Source organism: Flavobacterium frigidarium DSM 17623, from assembly GCF_000425505.1.
Lineage (GTDB): Bacteria > Bacteroidota > Bacteroidia > Flavobacteriales > Flavobacteriaceae > Flavobacterium > Flavobacterium frigidarium.
The window spans coordinates 12,412-30,428 of record NZ_AUDO01000014.1 but is presented as its reverse complement, the minus strand read 5'-3'; the positions used below and the strand labels follow the sequence as shown (position 1 = coordinate 30,428).

The following is an 18,017-nucleotide window of genomic DNA, read 5'->3' as shown; positions in this document are numbered from 1 at the left end:
AAATTAATAGAGGTACAGATTTAGGTTTGAAAAGGAGAGGCTACTTAATGTAGCTTCTCTTTTTTTTTGCAAAATTTTGTGAAAATACAATTTTATTAATACTATTTTAGCATAAAATGTAGCCAAAATATGCCGAAGATTTTAATAATTGAAGACGATATTTCTTTCTGTAAACTGTTAGATAAATTCCTAACTAAAAATGCGTATACCGTAACTGCGTCGTATTCTGCTGCTGAGGCAAAAGCCGCATTGACTAAAGATAACTTTGATTTAGTACTGACTGATTTAAGATTGCCAGACGATGATGGTATAAAATTGATGGGCGAAATAAAAATTTCATATCCCAATACTCCTGTTATCCTAATGACTGGTTACTCTGATGTAAATACTGCTGTGAAAGCAATAAAAAATGGTGCTTCAGATTATATATCGAAGCCCTTCAATCCTGACGAAGTTTTAATTGTTATTACTAATGCATTAGAAAATAATGTGCCTGAGCAAAAACTTGAGAAAAAGCCACAAAAAGTCAAAACTACTCCAACAGATAATGAAGAATTTGTTCAAGGTATTTCAAAAGCTTCAAAAATGTTATCAGAGCACATAAAATTAGTTAGTCCTACTGATATGTCCGTTTTAATTATTGGTGAAAGTGGAACTGGAAAGGAGATTATTGCCAAAAGTATCCATCAGCAAAGCCTACGCAAGGACAAAAATTTTATCGCTGTAGATTGCGGAGCTATTCCTAAAGAACTGGCTGCAAGTGAATTTTTCGGTCATTTAAAGGGATCATTCACGGGTGCTATCTCTGACAAAATTGGTTATTTCGAAGCCGCAAATGGGGGGACTGTTTTTCTCGATGAGATAGGAAATTTATCATATGAAAACCAGATTCAGCTATTGCGTGCGCTACAAGAAAGAAAAATCAAACCTGTAGGTAGTAATAAAGAAATCAAAGTAGATATTCGAATATTAACTGCTACAAATGAAGATCTAAGAGAAGCCGTGAAAAATGGTGATTTTAGAGAAGATTTATACCATAGAATTAACGAATTCTCAATTCATTCTCCCGCTTTATCTGAACGTGGGGAAGATTTAATGCTTTTTGCTGAGTTCTTTTTAGAAAAAGCAAACGATCAATTGAATAAAGAGGTAATTGGTTTTTCTCCGGAGGTTGTTAGTATCTTCCAAAAATACCCTTGGCCAGGTAATTTAAGAGAACTTCAAAACTGTGTAAAAAGAGCTACGTTATTAACTCAAACTGATTTTATTGAGAGCAACGTGTTGCCTGCTGAATTTTTTCAAAGAACAGCTTCTACTGCTGGGGAATTTTCTTTATCAGTTAACGAAAAAGAAGCTATAGTAAATGCATTGGCACGAGCACAAAATAACAAGTCGGAGGCGGCCAAATTGCTTAATATCACTCGAAAAACACTCTACAATAAAATTAAGCTATACGAGATTAATTAATCTCATCTTGTATAGCTGTCATTAATAACTTTACATTTTGTTCTAAGGTTTCATAAAGCTCAATTAACGACTCTTGACTATGATTATTTATCTCAAGATTAGTTAAAATTGTTGCGCTATCAGTTGCTTCAATTTGTTTAAACATAGGCGCCATTCTGTGTGCTAAGCTTTTTACAATGTCAAATTTATTTGTTTCAATTGCCTCTTTTAATAAGGTCATGTTTGACTTGGTTGATTCTAAAAAGCTTGTCAGCACCGCATGTACAGCTTCCTCATCATTATTTAAAAAGGATTGGAGTGACCGCAAAGTAAACAATTCACTATCTTCTTTCAAAGTTTCGGCCTCGTGCTGTATAGGAACCATCTGCTCATTTAATACAGCATTAACTGTGGTCAATAAAGTAGTCGTAGTGTATGGTTTTTTAATGACAGTGGTAAACCCAGTTTTGCCATAGATGTCTGGTCCTAAATCATTTCTGCCGGTTACAGCAACAATTGGTTGGTCGTTATAATTTCCAATGTCTTTTGCGGCCCTAGAAAACGTGAACCCATCCATTGCGGGCATTTGTATGTCGGTTATGATTAAGTCAAATGCAGTCAGTGCCATTTCTTTTAGTGCGTTATGCGCATTGTCAAAAGCCAAAACGGTGTAATTGTTTTGCTTTAATACTTCTGTAGTTAACTTTAATAAATCACCATCATCATCGACTACTATAATTATTTTTGATCCTATAGGTTTTATATTCGAAAATTGATTCTTAGGAACTGAAGGGATACTATCATCATATAGTAAAGGCAGAATAACTTCAAATGTACTCCCTTTATTGCTGCTTTCTTTCAAACGCAATTCTCCTCCTAAAAGCATTATTATTTTTTTCGAAATAGCCAAGCCTAAACCTGTGCCACCGTATTTTTTCTCGATATTTTCATTTGCCTGTGCAAATTCCTCAAAAACTAGATCTTTGCTACCACTTTCAATCCCGATACCTGAATCTTGAACGGTTATAGAAAGTTTAGAACCTCCTTCTATAACACCAGCATTAATTTTGATATGGCCGTCTTCAGTGAATTTATATGCATTGCCAATAATATTTGTCAGTACTTGTTTTAGCCTGAAGGGGTCGGCAATTATATTTTGGTTCAGTACTGCATCAGCGGTAATTTTTAGGGCTATTTTTTTATGTGAAAATACAGATTGAATATTTTTTGCTATTTCTTCCATCATTTCAGGTAGTGAAAAGCTAATGTTTTCAATAGCAATTTTTCCAGCTTCAATTTGAGAGAAGTCCAGTAGATCTTGCACAAGTCTCGAAATATACTCAGATGAATTTTTGACATTCTGAGTGTAATATTTCTGTTTCGCACTTAGGGATGAATTTGTTAGCAATTCGGTGTAGCCCATGATTGTGCTCAAGGGTGTTTTAAGATCATGACTTACTGTAGAAATTAACTGCTCCCTACTTTTTAATAAATTTTTAGTTTTAAAATTGGCAATTTCTAACTGCTTTTTATAGGATTGCGTTTTCGAAAAATCGCTTGTAATCAGAATCGAAAAGAAAACAGTTAATAGTAATCCTACAGCGGCGGCGGCAGTGACTATTTGATTGATTTTCTTTAATGATTTCTCTTTTTCGGTATTGTTTTGAACAGAGTATATGATGATTTCACGCTCAATAATTCGCAACACTTTTCGCAATTTCTCTGAGATTAAAATCTCATTGCGCAAGAGTTTGTTTTCTTGAATATTTACTGATTCTTTTTGTTTTGCAGTTTCTCTCTTGACGGTACTTAACAGTCGCTTAGAAGCTGCGAGTATAGAATCTGTTACTTTTTTAGTTAGTGTGTTTGTACTGTCATCAGGGATGTTTTGATTCAGGTAATCCACATATTTTTGTAATACATTGCGCTGGTAAGTGCCTAGCGCTGTTGGGTTTTTAGCAAAATCATTGAGCTCAAGTTTGCGCAATGATGATTCTAATTTCGAAATTTCATTAATAGCATTGCTTACAGATTGTTCGTCTGTGCCTTGATTTTTTATAGCACGCAATTGCCTAATATTGTTGTTTTTTTCTGATAATAATATGTTGACGCTGTCTAATAATTTAATTTGGTATTTTGTTGAAACAATCTTCTTTAATGCGTTTATTTTAAACTGCAATGAATCAGTTTCTAAAACATAATTTTTAAAATCAGCTTCAGAATTGGTCTGAATTGTTTTTCGAGCTAAACTTTCCGTTTTATAAACACTGGTAAAAAGCTTCGTTACTTTTAAAACTTTGTTTTTTTCGAATATTATCTTCTTTTCTATGTTGGTGTAAACAACATTTTCTGAATATAAAATCCACCCCACACTCATTACTAATGCCGCAAGGGCTAGGTAACTTATAAAAACCTTAACAGGTATATTACTGCTCTTATTTCCCATTGTATAGTCTTAATGCGGGGTAGATTTAAATTTGCGAATTTTTGTAAAAACTGCTACAATTTCGCCTGTTTGTTATGATGTAAATGCTTAAAATTAAGCACCTATTTTCTTTGCAATATCTGTTGGAATTCCTGCTTTGTTAACCATGAAAGAAGTTGTTTTGTATTTTACAAAATTCTTAGTTACATACAAATATCCTTTATAGTCATTTGTCACTCCCCAAGAATTTTTAACAATGTAATATTCTTTTCCTGTTTGATCTTTTGCAAGTCCCACGATGTGCATAGCATGATCATCAGTAGTTTGATAATTATCAAAGGCTTTCTGGCGCAATTCCTCAGTAATTTCTAGTTCTGGTTTAGGACCATTGAACATGTTTTCTTTTTCCTCAGTTGTCATGTCTTCAGTCTTTTTAGTAGGAACATACGCAACACCATTTTTCCAACTGAAACTTTTTTCACTCACATCAGATGCCCATGCAACAGTAAAACCGCTTTTTAAAGCATTATCTATAATGGCCGTCATGTCATTCATTTTTACATTGTAAACCAAGTCAAACGACCAGTTATCAGGAACCATCATCATTGTTTTGGCATAGTATGGTTCTGTTGAGTAAGAAGCAAATTCAACGTATTCATCTGGGTTGATTCCTACTACTTCTTTGGCAAAAGATTGCGGAGTGTAATTTTTACCTTTGTAATCAAAGTTTTTAGGCACTTCTCCTAGGTATGAATCGATAACTGCTGCGTATGCTTTTTCCCAGTTTGGGGTAAGTTCGCCATTTGGATTTTTTACAACAGCTGCTAATAACGCTTCTGTTATACCCGCCATTTCAGCAAATTTGTTTTTTGTTGTACCATAATTTAATCCGCTGTAAACGGATTGCGGTACGGCTCCATATTTTCTAAACATATTGGTTACATCATGCAATTCTCCACCATCACCTAGAGTTACTGCTCCATGCATGCGCACATAATTTTTACCTTTTTCGACATAAGCATTACGTGCCGAGAATACTTGAGAAAGCTCTACAGGTTCTTTTCCCATTCTAATCATTTCTGACTCTAAATAAGAGTTAGTCGAGTAACTCCAGCATGTTCCTGACGAACCTTGATTTTTTATGGAGGTGTTTCCAAGGTTGATTACATCTGTAAATGTGAAACTCTCAGCGCTTTTTGCACTGATGTTTACTTTTAAAGAATTTACCAATCCGTCTTGTGCCGTCACAGCATTCATGCTCAATACTAATGCTGATGCAATGAATAAGTTTTTAATAGGGAATTTATACATGTGTTATTATTTATTTACAATATAAGTTGACTAAAAGTCATTTTCTAAATCTATTTTGGTACGAAATCGTAAACTTGATTACAAGGTTTCTTTAAGCCATTTAAAGAATTCTTTTTGCCACACTTGTGCATTTTGTGGTTTTAAAACCCAGTGATTTTCTTCTGGAAAGTATAAAAACCTACTTTTTATACCTCGTAATTGTGCTGCTTGAAATGCTTCTTGTCCTTGCCCTATTGGTACCCTAAAATCCTTACCTCCTTGAATCACTAAAATAGGTGCATTCCATTTATCTACTAAAGTAATTGGGTTAAAAGTAGTGTACGTTTTTTGTGCTACCGCATTGTCTTTTTCCCAGTAGGCTCCACCAAAATCCCAGTTGTTGAAGAAAACCTCTTCAGTAGTTCCAAACATACTTTGTGTATTGAAAACACCATCGTGAGCGATAAATGTTTTAAATCTATTTTCATGAATTCCAGCTAAGTAAAATGCCGAATACCCACCATAACTTGCTCCTACACATCCTAAACGACTGTTGTCTACATAGCTTTCTTTGCTTACATCATCAATCGCAGATAGGTAATCATCCATCACTTGGCCACCCCAATCTTTACTAATTTGTTCGTTCCATTCTACACCATGACCTGGCATACCACGGCGGTTAGGCGCTACAACAATGTAACCGTTTGCTGCCATTAATTGAAAATTCCAACGGAAAGAGTAAAACTGAGTCAAAGCACTTTGTGGTCCTCCTTGACAATATAAAAGCGTTGGGTATTTTTTTGTTGCATCAAAATTAGGTGGTAAAATTACCCAAACTAACATTTTTTTGCCATCGGTAGTCGTTACATATCTTCTTTCAGTTTTGCTTAACGCCAATGTTTTATAAACATCAGTATTTACATTTGTGATTTGTTTCCAATCATTCTTCTTCAAGTCATATGAAAAAATTTCAGCTGCATGATTCATATCGCCTCGGGTTACAAGAACATTATTTGCTGTGAAGCCTATGATTTCGTTCACATCAAAATCACCTTTTGTAATTTGAGATACTCTTATTGCAATTCTTGTAAGTCCTGGAAAGTTAACTTCAAATAGTTGCTTAGTTCCATCAACCGCTGCAATAAAATAGATTTTTTTGCCATCAACACTCCATTTGTAACTTTCAACTGTACCATCCCAGTTTGCTGTTAAATTCATTTTCTGGCCTTTAAAATCAACAATCAAGTCATTTTTGTCAGCCTCATAGCCGTCACGCTTCATTTGCAACCACGTTAAATTTCCTTCAGGAGAAAATTGTGGTGCTGTGTCGTAACCTAGGTTTCCTTCCGTTCTATTAATTGTTTTACCAGTTGCTAGATTGTATTCGTAAATGTCAGTATTGGTCGAAATAGCATATTGTGTGCCCGCTTTTTTCTTTGCTACATATAAAATGCTTTTGCTGTCTGGTGACCAAATGTAATCTTCGTCACCTCCAAAAGGTTTTTGTGGACTATCATACGCTTCACCTTTTAAAATGTCGATTCCGGTGGCGTTATCTTTTAATTCTTTATAAAAAACATGATTAAATTTACCTTCATTCCAAGTGTCCCAATGACGATAATCTAGACCATCATAGATTTGAACTTCTGATTTTTCTAATTCTGGATAGAAATCTTTCCCATTTACTGCGTTGATTTTCACCTCTTCATTGTAAGCTAAATACTTCGAGTCTAGTGAAATATTTTTGTTAGTCACAAGTCCTTCATAATCTTTTACTTCGGTGGCATTTCCTCCATTTACCGGGATCGTAAAATATTTAGAAGAAGATTTGTTTTCTTCGATAGAGGGTGTAGTTACCTTGTAAACGATATTTTTACTGTCTCTAGAAATGCCTAAGGGAGATACTCGGCCTAGTTTCCAGAGCAATTCTGGGGTCATTACCTCTTGGCTCATAGCGCTTAAACTCATCATTGTTAATGTTGTAAGAAGAATTTTTTTCATGAAAATGCTTTTGTTTTTGGAATCTAAAAATACAATTTAATTCTAAATCGGGCTTGGTGATTCTGTTAAGTATTTCTAAATGTTAGTTTTTGCGTTTAAAATATTATTTTTATAAAAAATTAGGGCATGAATTTGAGTTACTGGGAATTAAAAAATTGGTTTTCTAATGTCGATTATACCATCGTAGGAAGCGGAATCGTAGGACTGCACGCTGCTCTACGCTTGCGCGAAAGATTCCCAAACGCCAAGATTTTACTGTTAGAAAAAGGAGTGCTTCCGAAGGGAGCGAGTACAAAAAATGCTGGTTTTGCCTGTTTTGGAAGTCTTTCAGAAATCATGGATGACTTGAATTCCCATACCGAAGATGAAGTAATTTCCTTAATCGAAAAAAGATGGAGAGGTTTGCAATTACTGCGTAAAAACCTAAGCGATGATGCTCTTGATTTCAAGCCCTATGGTGGGTACGAACTCTTTACTGAGCAAGACGAAAATTTGTTTCAGGATTGCCTGCGCGCGCTACCGTTTGTAAACGAAATTTTAAGACCTTTATTCAAGTCGGATGTTTTTAATAAAGATGTTGATCGGTTCAATTTTAAAGGCACAAATGAGTATTTAATATTCAATCCGTTTGAAGGACAAATCGATACAGGTAACATGATGCAAGCTTTGCTTAAAAAAGCGCATGCTGCTACTATTTTAATTTTAAATCAACAAACGGTTACTTCTTATGCTGATAAGGAAAATGCTGTCGAAGTCGTTTTGAAAGATTTTAGTTTTTATTCGAAAAAGTTGTTATTTGCTACTAATGGATTTTCGAACCAAATCACAAATGGAGCTGTAAAGCCTGCAAGAGCTCAAGTTTTGATCACAGAGCCTATTAAAAATTTAGACATAAAAGGGACCTTTCATTTAGATAAAGGCTATTATTATTTTCGAAATATAGGCGATCGTATTTTACTAGGAGGCGGAAGAAATCTCGATTTTGAGACGGAAACCACAACAGAATTTGGTGAAACAGAAATTATACAAAACAGATTGGAAGAATTATTAAAAGAAGTAATTTTGCCCGAGAAAGATTTTAAAATTGCACACCGCTGGAGTGGCATCATGGGAATAGGGAATAGTAAAAACCCTATTGTTTCTCAGTTATCAAACAATGTGTATTGTGGGGTAAGACTTGGTGGAATGGGTGTGGCAATAGGGAGTTTAATAGGACAAGAATTAGCAGATTTAATATAATGGGAATAAAAGTTAGACCAACAAATAATACAAACAAAAGAAGAGCAACTAAATCATCAAGCAGTTTTATGGGTAGTATTAGAAAATTTATCTTAAAGTTTTTCCTCTTTTGTATCGCGCTTTCGTTGTTTTTTGTCGTGCTTTTTAAGTTTGTTCCCGTTCCATTTACACCTTTAATGGCGATTCGTGCTATCGAACATAAAAAAGCGGGTAAAGAGGCTGTTTGCAGTCACGATTGGGAACCGCTAGAAAATATATCGGTTAATTTACAAAAAGCAGTTATTGCTAGTGAAGATGGCAATTTCCTGAACCACAATGGTTTTGATTTTATCGCCTTGCAAAAAGCATATAAAAACAACTCCCGAGGTAAAAACATCAAAGGAGGAAGTACTATTTCGCAACAAACAGCTAAGAATGTGTTTTTGTGGCAAGGGCGTAGCTATTTACGTAAAGGTCTCGAAGCTTATTTTACAGTTTTAATAGAGCTTATTTGGGGTAAAGAGCGCATCATGGAAGTATATTTAAACAGCATTGAAATGGGGGATGGTGTCTATGGAGCGCAAGCTGCAGCAGAACATTGGTACCGCAAAGATGCTAGTAACCTGACACCAATTCAAGCTGCTGGAATTGCTGCTATTTTACCTAATCCGCGACGTTTTACGGCAACGAGTTCCTCTAGTTATATTAACAGGAGGAAAACAAAAATTGTTCGCTTGATGCGAACAGTGGGTAAAATTAAATACTAGATGAGCATCAAATATAGCTTTATCGCAATCTTATTGCTAGTTAGTTGTCACTCGTTTTCACAGCGTAAGAATGCTGAAATTGGAATTATCACCGACAATGATTTGTACACTTCTTCTAAATACGACATGTATTACACCAATGGATTAGAACTTTTTTACAAACGATTGATTCCTAACAGCAGTGACAAAATTCAAAAGCAAACGATAGAATTTAAAGTAGGGCAATACATTTATACTCCTCGATTTATAAATACCCCCGAAAAAGAAATAATGGATCGTCCTTATGCAGGCTATTTGTTTGGAGAAGTGGGGAGTTCGCTCTTTTATAAAAATGAATCGGTTCTCAAAGTTGATTTTCGTTTGGGTTATCTTGGTCCAAATTCTTTTGGTAGAGAAACCCAAAATAGTTTTCATGATTTGGTAGGTTATAAGCAAGTTTTTGGTTGGGAGTTCCAAATCCAAAATGCATTAGCGTTACAAGCGCATGCTGTATATTCGAAAAAAATGTTTCCAAATAGGTCAAGCGATTTTGTTGATTTGCATTTTAAATCAGAAGCGAATGTGGGAACAATTTTTACTGGAGCCTCAACGGGATTAGTAAGCCGAATAGGATTTAAAAAACTCGCGCCTATCTATGATTCTAATTTGTATGGCGGTGCTGTAGGGAGTTCGGTTAGCGAATTTTACTTTTATATAGCGCCTAGTATCAACTACCAAGTCTATGATGCCACGATTCAAGGAAGTCTTTTTAATAATAATAGTCCGGTCACTTTTAAACTAGTGCCATTGAGATTTAATGGTGAGGCTGGTTTTAAGTATCGAAAGAATAATTTAAATCTATCCTATATTTTTATGTATCGCGGTCGCGAATTGCACCACCAAACAAATTCAGGTTATTTTTACGGCTCAATCGGACTTTCGTATTTATTATAACCAACCCACTAATTTAGAAAGAAAGCGCCATGCCAATAGAAAATATCCCTGAAGTATATATTAAAGAAAAAGAAGTAAACAGTGGCTTGCTGGTTTATGACTTTAAAATGACCAGTGATGTTGTAAAAAGTAAGGTGAATTTAAGCATGAATATGTTTAGCTTTTTGCAAGTAGGTAAAAAACAAGTGCACTTTAGTGATACCTCAATTGCAGTCAATAGTCAGCAATCGTTGCTTTTAAAAAAAGGGAACTGGCTGTGGACGGAATTATTAGATACTGAAACGATTTATTATTGCAAATTATTCTTTTTCTCAGAAGAGCAACTTTTGAAGTTTTTAAAAAAGCATACTAAAAACATACAGCCTGCGGCCAATGATGTCGCTTATTTTGTGATTGAAAATGACGACTATATTGTTTCATTTTTAAATTCGCTATCCATTTTAAATCTCGAAAACTCAAGTTACAGTGCTAATTTATTAGAAATAAAGTTTGAGGAAATCATGCTGTATCTTTTGGCTAAATATAAAGCTGCTTTCGAATACTACCTGCATTCATTAATTTCAAAGGAGGTTTCACCATTTAAAAACGTTATTGAAAGCAATGTTTATTCGAACCTAAAGCTTGAGGAAATTGCTTTTTTATGCAATATGAGTTTGTCGACTTTTAAGCGTCATTTTACAGTAGAATATAAGGAGGCTCCGGGAAAGTGGTTGCAAGACAAACGCTTGCAGCGCGCCAAAGACTTGTTGCTTGAAGGACTCTTAAAACCTTCTGATGTGTATTTAGATGCGGGTTACAATAACCTTTCTAATTTTAGTATTGCGTTCAAAAACAAATTTGGAATAAGTCCAACAGATATTTCTTAGCAACCAGTAATTTTTCACATAGCTGAATTTCAATTAATTATATATAATTTGCAAGAACAATAGTGCAACTATTTTACTATTGAACTGTTTTCATAAGTTAATGAACTGTATTGATAATAGAGTTGGTTTTTGTTGTAGGTATATTTGTGATGTAATTAAAACAAAGTGTTTTTGAAAATTATTACATCAAGTTAAAACAAACAAATATGGCAAATGTAACGAAACCGGACTTTAAAGAAAGATACGGAAATTTTATTGGAGGTAAATTTGTTGATCCAGTTAAGGGACAATATTTTGATAATATATCACCAGTTGATGGTAAAGTATTTACTCAGGCAGCACGTTCAACTCAAGAAGATATAGATTTAGCACTTGATGCTGCACACGAAGCGTTTCCAGCATGGAGTACTTCATCAGCAACAGAGCGTAGTAATATGTTATTGAAAATTGCGCAAGTGATGGAAGATAATGCAGAATACCTAGCAACATTAGAAACAATTGACAACGGAAAACCTATTCGTGAATCACGTGCAGCAGATATTCCTTACTGTGTAGATCACTTCCGTTATTTTGCAGGAGTAATTCGTGCAGATGAAGGATCAATTGCTGAGCATGATAAAAATACAGTAAGTATCGTATTGCACGAGCCTATTGGAGTAGTGGGAGAAATTATTCCATGGAATTTCCCAATGTTAATGTTAGCTTGGAAAGTAGCTCCAGCATTAGCTGCAGGATGTACTGCAGTAGTTAAACCAGCAGAGCAAACACCTACAAGTGTAATTATGTTAATGGAATTAATTGGAGACATCTTGCCTCCAGGAGTTCTAAACATTGTAACAGGTTTTGGTGCGGAAGCAGGTCAAGCGCTAGCAACTTCAAAAAGAATCGCTAAATTATCATTTACAGGTTCAACAGCAACTGGACAGAAAGTGTACCATAATGCAGCCGAAAATATTATTCCAGTAACAATGGAATTAGGAGGTAAATCACCTAATATTTTCTTCCCATCTGTAGCGGCCCATGATGACGATTTCTTTAGTAAAGCTATCGAAGGAGCTTTAATGTTTGCTTTAAACCAAGGTGAAATTTGTACTGCTCCAACAAGAATTTTAGTACACGAAGATATCGTTGATCTTTTTGTTGAAAAAATGAAAGTAAGATTGAAAGCGATCAAAACAGGAAATCCTTTAGATCCAGAAACTATGATTGGTTCTCAAGTGTCTAAACCACAATACGACAAAATCCTTAACTATATCAACATTGGTAAAGAAGAAGGTGCTGAAGTAATTGCAGGTGGAGAAGCAGGAAACTATGAGGGAGATCTTTCGGAAGGATATTACATCCAACCTACAGTTCTTAAAGGAAACAACAAAATGCGTGTTTTCCAAGAAGAAATTTTTGGGCCAGTAGTTGCCTTAACAACATTCAGCAATACTGAAGAAGCAATCGAAATCGCAAATGACACTCCTTATGGATTAGGAGCAGGAGTTTGGTCTCGTGATGCGCATGAATTATACCAAGTTCCACGTGCTATTCAAGCAGGTAGAGTATGGGTTAATCAATACCATACGTATCCAGCTCACGCACCGTTTGGTGGAGTAAAAGAATCAGGTTTTGGACGTGAGAATCACAAAATGGCATTAGACCATTACCGTGTTGTAAAAAATATGTTGATCTCTTATGATAAAAAACCAATGGGTTTCTTTTAATCTAAAGCAATACAATTACAATTTTAAACCTCGGATTTTCCGAGGTTTTTTGTTTCTAATATTTTCGTTTTGGGGTTTCAAAGCGCTAAAGTTTTCTTAAAGATGGCAGCTATAGTACAACCAAAAAAATGATATTTTGTAACTTAGTAATCACCCTAATTTCTAGTATGTAAGCTTGCAATCAATGGGTTGTGGGAAGTACTAAAATTTTGTAGTTAACTGAAATTTAAAAATATTGAGATACTAATTAATAGTAGCAGGGCGTAAAATAGTATGCTTTTGTATTAGTATTTCAATAGAAAAAATATAGATTATGAGTAGAGGATTTGTAAAAGAAGATGATCAAGAATTAATTCCGATAGTACCGCCTAGAGCTGATTTACCTAACGGAATGGTAAACTACCTAACGCCAAACGGTATGGACGAATTATTACAGGAAAAAGAAACGTTATTACACGAAATAGAGACAGTTCAAAACACCGATGAAAACGAAAGACGTATTGCGATCAATTATATTAACGCCAAATTACAATTACTAAACCAAAGAATTGCTAGCGGAAAAGTAGTGGATTTAGATAAGCAACCACATGACGAAATACGATTTGGTGCACTAATAAGCATGCAAATAGGAAACGATACAAAGATCCAGAAGTACCAAATAGTAGGAGTAGACGAAGCGAATATTGCTAAAGCTAAGATTTCGTTTATTTCTCCCATAGCAAGAATCTTAGTTAATAAAAAAGTAGGTGATGTGGCTGTACTTAAATTAGCGAAAGAAGATAGGGAGTTTAAAATTTTGGGTATTGAGTATTGAAAGAGATTTCCAGTTTTTTCCTAATTGCAAGAAAGAGTAATTTTCATCTTATTTTAGTCTTACTTAAAATAAATAAACTTTCTCTGAAATTTAACTGTTTAAGTTTTTACTTATATTAGCTAAATATCAAATTAAAATGAACCTACCATCTTCAACTAATTTACCTGTAAATAAACTTGCATCTGTTTTTGGAAACACAGTTGCAACCTATAAATATTACTGGTTTATTGCTTTAATTGAATTAGTCGAACAGGGAAACATTGAAATACCGAAAAAGAAAATTTTTTCAAGAATGATTAGTAATTCTTGGTACACCATTAACTATTTTCATATTTCATTCGGGAAGCAAGACAACTTGCAAATTGCAGTAGAAAGAATTTTGCAAGAAGAAAATTTAACGATTGACGAGAAGAAAAGTAAACTTGAAATTTGTTTAGAAAACTCAAATAATAGGGAAACTTTAAATCAACTGTTTCATTTTGATAAAAACGTCCCGCATTGGTTTTTGTCTCCTTGGTTTCCCAAGAAAGGTAAATCCGAAATTTATAAATTGTCCAATTCCTTTGAAAATGATAGTCTATATGCTCTACATAAAGATCATATTGTATTAAATCCAATTTGGATAGATTACTTAAAATCTAATGCTAAAGTACTAAAAGATTTTGCCTATTGGAATTTATCACTTTTCCTTCAAACTCGCAATCCAAACGTTCCTGACATTCCAAATAAGTTGATTAAACCTGTAATTAGAAATGGTTTAGTTAAACAAACAAATCAATATTGGAAATTAGTTTTCCAAGAATTAGGCTCAATAAACTGTATTTTCACAAATACTAAGTTGTATTTTGATGAAAAGAATTTTGCCTTAGACCATTTTGTCCCTCATGCCTTCGTTTCGCATGATTTAATTTGGAATTTAATACCTATCGAAAAGAATTTTAATTCTTCAAAAAGTGATAAACTGCCACTATTTGGGACCTATTTTGATAAATTCTATGATTTGCAAAAGACAGCTTTTGAAATCAATAAACATAATAATCCCAAGAGTAAATATATGGATGAATTTCTCACCATATTTCCAAATATAGAAGTTTTTGAAAAGGAAAGGTTTTCTAGTACAATTCAACCTTTAATTACCATTGCTAGTAATAACGGATTTTTATTTATGAATGAGTAATCAAAATCAAAATAGCCACCTAACTGCAATAGAAAGAACTTCTCTTTCATATCCTGCACGCGTATTACTGAATCAAAATAAAGTTAAAGGTAAAATTCTTGATTTTGGTTGTGGAATTGGAAAAGATGTCGAATTGTTGAAAGGTAAAGGAAATGATATTATCGGATATGATCCGTTTTATTTTCCAACATTTCCAACCGAAAAATTTGACACTATTTTATGTTTTTATGTACTAAATGTTTTGCTTCCAGAGGAGCAAGCTGAAGTTCTAATGAATGTCTCTCATCTATTAAAACCAAACGGGAAAGCATACTTCGCTGTACGCAGAGATATCCAATACGAAGGTTTTAGAATTCACAAAGTGCATAATAAACAAACCTATCAATGTCTAATAAAACTAGCTTATCTATCAATTTATAAGAATAAAAATTGTGAGATTTATGAATATCAGCATTACACAACCTTGAACAAAAGCAGAACAGATATTAGCCCTTTTTTAATTGGGAAAGAATCGAGAGTATTAGTAGTAGAGATAGCTACTGTTTTCTCTTTTTATGATGAATCTCCAGTTACTAAGGGTCATGCTTTAATTGTACCCAAAAGATTGGTTTCAAATTATTTCGATCTAACTTTAAAGGAACAAATAGCTTGTTGGATAGCTGTGAACAAAGTCAAAAACATTCTTCAAGAAAAATACAATCCTGATGGATTCAGCGTTGGAATAAATATGAATGAAGAAGCTGGTCATACCATTTTACACTGTAATATTTATATAATTCCACAATATCATGCTGAAAGTTCATAGAGTCGAGTTCAATCAGTCACGGTAAGCAAGAAGGAATATTTATTGATCTTTAAAATGTGTAATTCTAAGATAAACTTCAATTATTTAGAAAATAACGAAGTCTCAGTAAACACTACAGTTCAATTTAGTATATATTATAAAAAAAACCGTAAATCTAAAAAAGATTTACGGTTTTGAAAGTGGAGAATACCGGATTCGAACCGGTCACCTCTTGCCTGCCAGGCAAGCACTCTAGCCAAATGAGCTAATCCCCCAATACTGCAACAAATATAGTATTATTTATAATTCAAAAGGCAATTAAAAAAACAACTTTCGATAGAACTTAACTTTTCTATCTTCATTAAAATACTAACTTTACATTAAAAACTAAAATGACTGCAGCATCAAGATCAGGTTCGCTTACCACAACTATTCAAGATAAAATTGCAACAGTACAATTTTCGCATCCTGCCAGCAATTCTTTCCCCCGTCAATTGCTAGATGCGGTGACTACCGCTTTGAATGAGCTAAGTAAAAACGATGCTGTTTCTGTTATTATTTTGCGTAGCGGAGGCGATGGCGCTTTTTGTGCTGGAGCTTCTTTTGACGAGCTATTAGCGGTTTCAAATCTTGCTGAGGGAACTACTTTTTTCTCTGGATTTGCTAATCTAATCAATGCCATGCGCAACTGTTCTAAGATTATTGTGGGCCGTATTCACGGTAAAGCAGTAGGAGGTGGAGTAGGGATTGCCGCTGCCTGCGATTATGCTTTTGCAACCACAAATGCTGCTGTAAAACTCTCTGAGCTTGCAATCGGGATTGGTCCTTTTGTGATTGAGCCTGCTGTAAGCCGCAAGATTGGTAAGACTGCAATGACCCAATTGACGCTTGCTGCTCACGAATGGAAAACAGCCGAATGGGCACTTGATAAAGGCCTTTATGCAAAGGTACTCCTAGATCAAACAGAGTTAGATAATGACTTGGCAAATTTCACCACAAAGTTGGCATCTTACAATCCAGAGGCACTGCAACAAATGAAAAAGATTATTTGGGAAGGAACAAGTGATTGGGATGCACTTTTACTAGATAGAGCCGCTATTTCAGGCGAGTTAGTGCTTTCCGAATTTACTAAAAATGCACTGAACCAATTCAAGAAATAAACCCCATTTTTTTAGGAGCTATTTCCTGCTATACGTTACAATCTTTTCCTTTTTTAAAGAAAAAAAAGGAAAAGGATTTCCACTGCTATCAGGGCTAAAACTCCCTGCACTAAAGGAAAGACAAGATTTCCAATTCATATCTCAGAGCAATTGACTAAATTTGCACTCAAAATTATATCCAGATGAGCAATATCAGAATTACAAAACAATTTAACTTCGAAACCGGTCACGCCCTTTATGGATACGACGGAAAATGTAAAAATGTTCACGGACACAGCTACAAATTATCAGTAACCGTTATTGGATCGCCTATTACAGATAGGAACAACGTGAAATTCGGAATGGTAATCGATTTTTCGGACTTAAAGAAAATTGTAAAAGAAGAAATTGTAGATCAGTTTGATCACGCTACTGTTTTTAACGAAACAACGCCTCACGTTGAACTAGCCGAAGAATTAAAAAAACGTGGACACCATGTGATTTTAGTTGATTACCAACCCACAAGTGAAAATATGGTAATTGATTTTGCTGCTAGAATAAAGAGCAGATTGCCAGAAGAAATCAAACTTTTTGCCTTAAAATTGCAAGAAACAGAATCGTCATTTGCTGAATGGTACGCTAGCGATAATCTATAATTCAAATTGACACTTTAGTTTCATGAAACTACCTAACAATAAAAAAGTATATTTCGCTTCTGACCAACATTTTGGAGCGCCAACGCCCGAATTAAGTGCTCCCAGAGAGAAGAAATTTGTAGCTTGGCTTGATGAGGTGAAAGTAGACGCCGAAGCCATTTTTATAGTAGGGGATTTGTTTGACTTTTGGTTCGAATACAAAACTGTGGTTCCCAAAGGATTTGTACGTGTATTAGGCAAACTCGCAGAAATTCGCGACAGCGGAATCCCAATTTACTTCTTTGTAGGAAACCACGACTTGTGGATGGACGGATATTTCGAAAAAGAATTGAATATTCCAGTCTATCATGATAATCAAGAATATACTTTTGGTGATAAAACTTTTCTAGTTGGCCACGGAGACGGAAAAGGTCCTGGAGACATGGGCTACAAACGCATGAAAAAAGTATTTACAAATCCGTTTTCTAAATGGCTTTTTCGCTGGTTGCATCCTGATATCGGCGTTGGTTTAGCGCAATATCTTTCAGTAAAAAACAAACTAATTTCAGGTGACGATGATGTTACTTATTTAGGGGAAGAAAACGAATGGCTGATTATCTACGCCAAGAAAAAACTCGAAACCAAACACTACAATTACCTTGTTTTTGGACACCGCCATTTGCCTATGAAACTCACGGTAGGTGAAAATGCCGAATATGTTAACTTAGGAGATTGGATCTCTTATTTTACCTACGGTGTTTTTGACGGAGACACTTTCGAAATAGAAAAGTATTAAGAAATAAATACTAATTT

15 protein-coding genes and 1 tRNA gene are annotated in these 18,017 nt (G+C 34.6%); 12 read left to right on the top strand and 4 right to left on the bottom strand.

Annotated features, from left to right (window positions below; translation table 11 throughout):
* The first annotated feature begins 129 nt into the window (after positions 1 to 129).
* Entirely contained in the window at positions 130 to 1,467 is a 1,338-nt protein-coding gene (locus H603_RS0109955) for a sigma-54-dependent transcriptional regulator (RefSeq protein WP_026708461.1), read from the top strand.
* On the opposite strand, the gene H603_RS0109950 is transcribed toward H603_RS0109955, so the two are convergent.
* From H603_RS0109950 to H603_RS0109940, 3 genes are all read right to left on the bottom strand, one after another.
* Positions 1,460 to 3,892, bottom strand: coding sequence for a hybrid sensor histidine kinase/response regulator (locus H603_RS0109950; RefSeq protein WP_026708460.1), 2,433 nt, complete (start codon positions 3,890 to 3,892; stop codon positions 1,460 to 1,462). The genes H603_RS0109955 and H603_RS0109950 overlap by 8 nt on opposite strands.
* A gap of 93 nt (positions 3,893 to 3,985) precedes the next feature.
* A complete protein-coding gene (locus H603_RS0109945; protein ID WP_026708459.1) occupies positions 3,986 to 5,182 on the bottom strand; it encodes a C1 family peptidase in 1,197 nt (398 codons plus the stop codon).
* Positions 5,183 to 5,260: 78 nt separating this feature from the next.
* Positions 5,261 to 7,162 (bottom strand): S9 family peptidase, encoded by a 1,902-nt coding sequence (locus tag H603_RS0109940; RefSeq protein WP_026708458.1) that lies wholly within the window; start codon positions 7,160 to 7,162, stop codon positions 5,261 to 5,263.
* Between the two features lie 126 nt (positions 7,163 to 7,288).
* Here H603_RS0109940 and H603_RS0109935 point away from each other — a divergent pair, with 126 nt between their 5' ends.
* The 8 genes from H603_RS0109935 (at position 7,289) to H603_RS16690 (ending at position 15,451) form a co-directional block, all read left to right on the top strand.
* A complete protein-coding gene (locus tag H603_RS0109935) occupies positions 7,289 to 8,401 on the top strand; it encodes an NAD(P)/FAD-dependent oxidoreductase (RefSeq protein ID WP_026708457.1) in 1,113 nt (370 codons plus the stop codon).
* Positions 8,401 to 9,147 (top strand): monofunctional biosynthetic peptidoglycan transglycosylase, encoded by a 747-nt coding sequence (mtgA, locus tag H603_RS0109930; RefSeq protein WP_026708456.1) that lies wholly within the window; start codon positions 8,401 to 8,403, stop codon positions 9,145 to 9,147. The genes H603_RS0109935 and mtgA overlap by 1 nt, the downstream gene beginning before the upstream one ends.
* Positions 9,148 to 10,080 (top strand): lipid A deacylase LpxR family protein, encoded by a 933-nt coding sequence (locus H603_RS0109925; RefSeq protein ID WP_026708455.1) that lies wholly within the window; start codon positions 9,148 to 9,150, stop codon positions 10,078 to 10,080.
* A 29-nt stretch (positions 10,081 to 10,109) separates the two neighbouring features.
* On the top strand, positions 10,110 to 10,946 hold the full coding sequence (locus tag H603_RS0109920) for a helix-turn-helix domain-containing protein (protein ID WP_026708454.1): 837 nt from the start codon (positions 10,110 to 10,112) through the stop codon (positions 10,944 to 10,946).
* A 206-nt stretch (positions 10,947 to 11,152) separates the two neighbouring features.
* Complete coding sequence (locus H603_RS0109915; protein ID WP_026708453.1) at positions 11,153 to 12,655, top strand: aldehyde dehydrogenase family protein; 1,503 nt, start codon at positions 11,153 to 11,155, stop codon at positions 12,653 to 12,655.
* Positions 12,656 to 12,968: 313 nt separating this feature from the next.
* A complete protein-coding gene (locus tag H603_RS0109910) occupies positions 12,969 to 13,469 on the top strand; it encodes a GreA/GreB family elongation factor (RefSeq protein ID WP_026708452.1) in 501 nt (166 codons plus the stop codon).
* A gap of 136 nt (positions 13,470 to 13,605) precedes the next feature.
* A complete protein-coding gene (locus H603_RS0109905) occupies positions 13,606 to 14,646 on the top strand; it encodes an HNH endonuclease domain-containing protein (RefSeq protein ID WP_026708451.1) in 1,041 nt (346 codons plus the stop codon).
* A complete protein-coding gene (locus H603_RS16690) occupies positions 14,639 to 15,451 on the top strand; it encodes an HIT family protein (protein WP_035675839.1) in 813 nt (270 codons plus the stop codon). The genes H603_RS0109905 and H603_RS16690 overlap by 8 nt, the downstream gene beginning before the upstream one ends.
* 180 nt (positions 15,452 to 15,631) lie before the next feature.
* On the opposite strand, the gene H603_RS0109895 is transcribed toward H603_RS16690, so the two are convergent.
* Positions 15,632 to 15,705: transfer RNA gene (locus H603_RS0109895), tRNA-Ala, on the bottom strand.
* A 117-nt stretch (positions 15,706 to 15,822) separates the two neighbouring features.
* On the opposite strand from H603_RS0109895, the gene H603_RS0109890 reads away from it, so the two are divergent.
* The 3 genes from H603_RS0109890 to H603_RS0109880 all read left to right on the top strand — a co-directional run bounded on the left by H603_RS0109890 (position 15,823) and on the right by H603_RS0109880 (position 18,000).
* Complete coding sequence (locus tag H603_RS0109890) at positions 15,823 to 16,590, top strand: enoyl-CoA hydratase/isomerase family protein (RefSeq protein ID WP_026708450.1); 768 nt, start codon at positions 15,823 to 15,825, stop codon at positions 16,588 to 16,590.
* Between the two features lie 182 nt (positions 16,591 to 16,772).
* On the top strand, positions 16,773 to 17,225 hold the full coding sequence (locus H603_RS0109885; RefSeq protein WP_026708449.1) for a 6-pyruvoyl trahydropterin synthase family protein: 453 nt from the start codon (positions 16,773 to 16,775) through the stop codon (positions 17,223 to 17,225).
* A 22-nt stretch (positions 17,226 to 17,247) separates the two neighbouring features.
* Complete coding sequence (locus tag H603_RS0109880; RefSeq protein WP_026708448.1) at positions 17,248 to 18,000, top strand: UDP-2,3-diacylglucosamine diphosphatase; 753 nt, start codon at positions 17,248 to 17,250, stop codon at positions 17,998 to 18,000.
* Positions 18,001 to 18,017 lie beyond the last annotated feature (17 nt).